We start from the raw sequence: 4,988 nt of genomic DNA, 5'->3' as shown, positions 1-4,988 counted from the left end.
GCACTCGCGGAACCCGCGCTGAACGTGCAGACGTCGTGGCTCGGCAACACATTCGGCTACGGCGACGGCACATGGACGCAGATCAACATCACCGCGCTCGCCGTGTCGCCCGACGGCAAGGTCTACACGAACGCACCATGGGATGAGAGCGGCGCGGAAGCGAGCGTCTACCAGAACGGCAGGATGCTCGGCTTCGCGGGCGGCACGCACGGCTGGGGCCACAGCGGCGGCAACGCAATCGCGATCAACGCACGCTATGCGTATGTGGCCGTGGGCGTCGGCAACGAGAAGGGACGTCTGGTCGGCATGGGCGTGTGGCCGCAGAAGGGGCGTCAGTGGTACGGCATCTCGCGGCGCGAGATCGGCGATACGACGCGCGTCGCCGCCTTCCAGCCCGCCGCGCGCAGCATCGATCCGCATGCGAAGGCGGCCGCCGCGTTCGAACTGGTCAACGATGTCCCCACGGGCACGCGCGGCGACATCAACGGGCTCGCCGCGAGCGACACGACGCTGTTCGCGTCGAACACATCGCAGAACCGCATCGAGGTCTACGACGCCGGGTCGATGCAGCGCAACGCGCAATGGAGCGTGCACGAACCGGGCCGCCTCGCGCGCGCACCCGACGGTACGTTGTGGGTGTTGACGGATACGCTCGGCGACCATCCGAAGGTTGCGCATCTAAACACGGACGGCCAGCGCCTGAACGACGAACTGCCGCTGCCCGCCGATACCGTCGCCGTCGATCTCGCCGTCGACTCGCAAGGCCGCGTGCTGGTCGCCGACAACGGTCCGCGCCAGCAGGTGCTGTTCTTCAGCACGCGAAAGGGCGGCAACGGCTACGCATTGAGCTCGACGCTCGGCGAGCGCGGCGGCATCTTCTCGGGCGTCGCGGGCCGACCGGGCCCGCAGCGCTTCAACGGACTCACGGGGGTGGGCGTCGACGCGCGCGGCAACGTGTACGTGTCGACCAACGGCATCGGCCCGCGCTTCGAGCCGACCGGCGCGGGCCTCGGCGCGACGCTCGAAAGCTATGCGCCCGACGGCAGACGGCTGTGGCAGGTTCAAGGGCTGCTGTTCGTCGATGGCGCCTGGATGGACCCGTCGCGGCCCGACAGCGTCTATACGGGCAACAAGCGCTTCGAACTCGACCTGTCGAAGCCGGCAGGCCGGCAATGGACATACGCGGGCTTCCTGACGAACCGCTTCAGGTATCCCGACGATCCCGTGCTCACCACCGACCAGTGGCCGGGCCTGCCCATCGCGCGCAGGCTGAAGGACCGCACGTTCCTGTTTCTCACCGACATGTACGCGGATCATCTGAAGATCTATCGCTTCGACGGCGGCCGTGACGGCGAGACGGCGACGCCCTCGGGCTTCATCGCGGGCCGCGAACGCGCGGTGCTGAAGGTGCCGAACGCGCCGAAGGGCGGCGACTGGATCTGGCGCGACACCAATGGCAACGGCCATTTCGATGCGGACGAATTCACGCCGAACACGACGGGCACGCACCTCGCGGGCGGCTGGGGATGGTGGGTCGACACGAGCGGCGACATCTGGCGCGCGCGCGATTCGAAGGGTATCGACCGCTTCCGTTTCGGCGGCCTCGACGCGAAGGGCAACCCTGTCTACTCGTACGCGGACATGACCGCGTATCCCGTGCCGCCGCCCTTTAGCGAAGTGAAGCGCGCGATCTACGACCCGCAGACGGATTCGATGTACGTGACGGGCTACACGCCCGACGCGCCGTTCGACCGCGGCTTCTGGAAAGAGGTGGGCCGCGTGCTCGTGCGCTACGACCGATGGTCGGGCGGCCAGCCCGTTGCGCGCTACACGCTGCCGCTGCCGTGGGACACGAAGGCCAAGCCCGTCTCGACGCTGATCGGCCTCACGGTCGAGGGCCGGTACGTGTTCGCCGTCGAGCCCGTCGGCACCGTGCATGTCTACGACCGGGACACGGGCGCGCCCGTCGGCACGATGCAGCCCGGCGCGGAAGTGGGCCGCGCGTCGGGCTGGGTCGACGTGCCCAACGGCATCAGCGCGTACCGGCGCAACGACGGCGAGTACCTCGTGTTCGTCGAGGAAGACGCGCGCGGCAAGGTGCTGATGTACCGCTGGAAACCCTCGTCGAAAGCCTGAGCCCGAAGACTCTCCACCCACACGCTCCCCTGCATATGAACGACTCCACAGGTATCCGATGGACAAAGGCATCCTCAGAAACGTAGTGATCAATCTGGTCGGGCTGGTGCTGCCGACGTTCGTGTCGCTCGTCACGGTGCCGTCGTATATCAGGCTGCTGGGCGTCGAGCGCTACGGCGTGATCAGCCTCGCCTGGACGCTGATCGGCTACTTCAGCATTCTCGATCTCGGCATGAGCATGGCCGCGCAGAACCACATCTCGAAGGCGCGCGCATCCAACGACGCTGCGGCGTGCGAGCAGGTGTTCTGGAGCGCGACCTGGCTGAACCTGGCCACGGGCATCCTCGGCGGGCTCGTGATCTATTTCGGCGCGGCGCTCTATACGGCGTACTTCTCGAAGGTGTCGCCCGGGCTGCAGCACGAGGTCTACATGGCGCTGCCGTGGCTCGCGGTGGCGATTCCGCTGGCCAACGTCTCGTGGGTCTTCGCGGGCGCGATCAACGGCGCGGAGCGCTTCGGCATCTACAACACCAACCAGACGCTCGGCACCTTCCTGTTCCAGCTGCTGCCGCTCGCCGCCGCATGGATGATGGGGCCGACGCTGCAGAACGTGCTCGCGGCCGCCGTCATCGCGCGCCTGCTCGCGGCCGTCCTGCTCGGGCGCTCCGCGTTCATCGTGCTCGGCATCCGTCACGTGCGCGCGCCGCAGTTCGCCGTCGCGAAGGGGCTGTTCAACTTCGGCGGCTGGATGCTGGTCGCGAGCGTCACGGGCATGGTCGCCGAATCGCTCGATCGCGTGATGCTCGGCACCCGTCTCGGCGCGCGCTTCGTCACGTATTACACGGTGCCGCAGAACCTCGTCACGCGTCTGAACATCGTGCCGACCGCGATGCTGCGCACGCTGTTTCCGCGTCTGTCCGCAGTCGGCCGCGACGATGCCGACGTCATCATGCGGCAGTCGCTCGAATTCCTGAACGGCGTGTTCACGCCCGTTGCGCTCGTCGCGATCATCGTGCTCGAACCGTTCCTGCACGCGTGGGTGGGCAGCGAGGTCGCGGACGCGGCGGGCCCCGTGGGACGCATCCTGATCATCTCCGTGTGGCTCGTCGGCCAGGCGAACCTCGCGCGCATCCTCATTCAGTCGCAGCTGCATCCCGCGACGGCCGCGCGTGTGGGCCTGTTCGAGCTGCCGTTCTTCGCGGGCGCGCTGTGGTTCGGCATTGCGCATGCCGGCCTGACGGGCGCGGCTGTCGTCGTGGCCGCGCGCGGCCTGTTCGACTACGTCGTGCTGCTGCGCCTGTCGGCCATTCACGCGCGCCCGGTCGTGCTCGACATGCTCGCGCATCTCGCTTTCCTGGTGGGCACGCTCTGGCTCGCCACCTTGCTCTCCAGCCTGCCGATGGCCATCGCCGCGGGCGCGCTCGTCGTCAGCGCGAACGTTGCATGGTCGCTCACGATGACCCCCGCATTGCGCGATCTTGCGCGTTCGCTGCTTGTGCGTCTGAAGTTGCGACTCAATCCGAGGAATAGCGCATGAACCACGATATCGTTGAAGAAGACCTGCTGCGTCCCACCGCCGTGACGCGCGACGCGGGCCGCGATCTGATCCCCGCCGCACCCGTGGCCAGGCCGCCCGCAACCCGCCAGCGCGGCCGCGGCGGTCGCGGCGATGCGCCCGTGCGCGTCGCGATCATCCACGACTGGCTCGTCACGTACGCGGGCGCCGAGCGCGTGCTCGAGCAGATCATCGCGTGCTTTCCGCAGGCGGACCTCTTCAGCCTCGTCGACTTTCTCGACGAGCGCGCGTTCCTGCGCGGCAGGCCCGTGACGACCTCGTTCATCCAGAAGCTGCCGATGGCGCGCACGAAGTACCGCGCGTATCTGCCGCTGATGCCGCTGGCGATCGAGCAGCTCGATGTGTCCGCGTACGACGTCGTGATCTCGAGCAGTCATGCCGTGGCGAAGGGCGTGCTCACGGGCCCGGACCAGGTGCACATCAGCTACGTGCATTCGCCCATCCGGTACGCGTGGGACCTCCAGCATCAGTACCTGCAGCAGTCGAAGCTCACGAGCGGGCCGAAGTCCGCGTTCGCGCGGCTGATCCTGCATTACATGCGCAACTGGGATAGCCGCACGTCCAACTCGGTCGATGCATTCGTCGCCAATTCGGCGTTCATTTCGCGGCGCATCAGGAAGGTCTACCAGCGCGAATCGGAAGTGATCTTTCCGCCCGTCGACGTCGAGTCGTTCTCGCTGTGCGAACAGAAGGAGGACTTCTATCTGACGGCCTCGCGGATGGTGCCGTACAAGAAGATCGACCTGGTCGTCGAGGCGTTCGCGCGGATGCCGCAACGCAGGCTCGTCGTGATCGGCGACGGTCCCGACATGCACAAGGTGCGCGAGAAAGCGACGCCGAATGTGCAGATCATGGGCTATCAGCCGTTCAGCGTGCTGCGCGATCACATGCGCCGCGCGAAGGCGTTCGTGTTCGCGGCGGAAGAGGACTTCGGCATCTCGGTGGTGGAGGCGCAGGCGTGCGGCACGCCCGTGATCGCCTATGGCAAGGGCGGGGCGCTCGAGACCGTGCGCGACCAGTACGGGCCGCATCCGACGGGGCTCTTCTTCAATGAGCAGACCGTGCAGGCGATCATCGGCGCAGTCGGGGATTTTGCCGCCGACCCCACGCGCTTTTTACCCGCCGATTGCCGCGCGAATGCCGAGCGTTTCTCGGTACGGCATTTCCGCGAGCGGTTCTTCGGCTTCGTGCGCGAATCGGTGCCCGCGCTGCGCGACGCGGCGCTGCCATCGGACAGCGGGCCCGGCAATCCGCCTGACAATCCGTATGACGATCG

3 protein-coding genes are annotated in these 4,988 nt (G+C 67.3%); all 3 read left to right on the top strand.

Annotation, left to right across the window (positions count from 1 at the left end):
• Window positions 1–2,136, top strand: a 2,136-nt coding sequence (locus J8I87_RS43005) for a hypothetical protein (protein ID WP_209938687.1), incomplete at its 5' end; no start/stop codon positions are given.
• A gap of 58 nt (window positions 2,137–2,194) precedes the next feature.
• Window positions 2,195–3,673, top strand: a complete 1,479-nt coding sequence (locus tag J8I87_RS43000; RefSeq protein ID WP_209938686.1) for a flippase — start codon at window positions 2,195–2,197, stop codon at window positions 3,671–3,673.
• A partial coding sequence (locus J8I87_RS42995; RefSeq protein ID WP_209938685.1) for a glycosyltransferase family 4 protein occupies window positions 3,670–4,988 on the top strand: 1,319 nt, incomplete at its 3' end. The genes J8I87_RS43000 and J8I87_RS42995, both read left to right, overlap by 4 nt.

Origin of the sequence: Paraburkholderia sp. LEh10, from assembly GCF_017814945.1 — a bacterium.
In the GTDB taxonomy this organism is placed as follows: domain Bacteria; phylum Pseudomonadota; class Gammaproteobacteria; order Burkholderiales; family Burkholderiaceae; genus Paraburkholderia.
Note: the sequence above shows the minus strand (reverse complement) of the source record. Positions and strands in the feature narration are given on the sequence as shown.

What these genes read in the sequence shown, in the direction of transcription:
- J8I87_RS43000 (WP_209938686.1), top strand. Translation starts at nt 2,195, where the DNA reads ATGGACAAAGGCATCCTCAGAAACGTAGTGATCAATCTGGTCGGGCTG.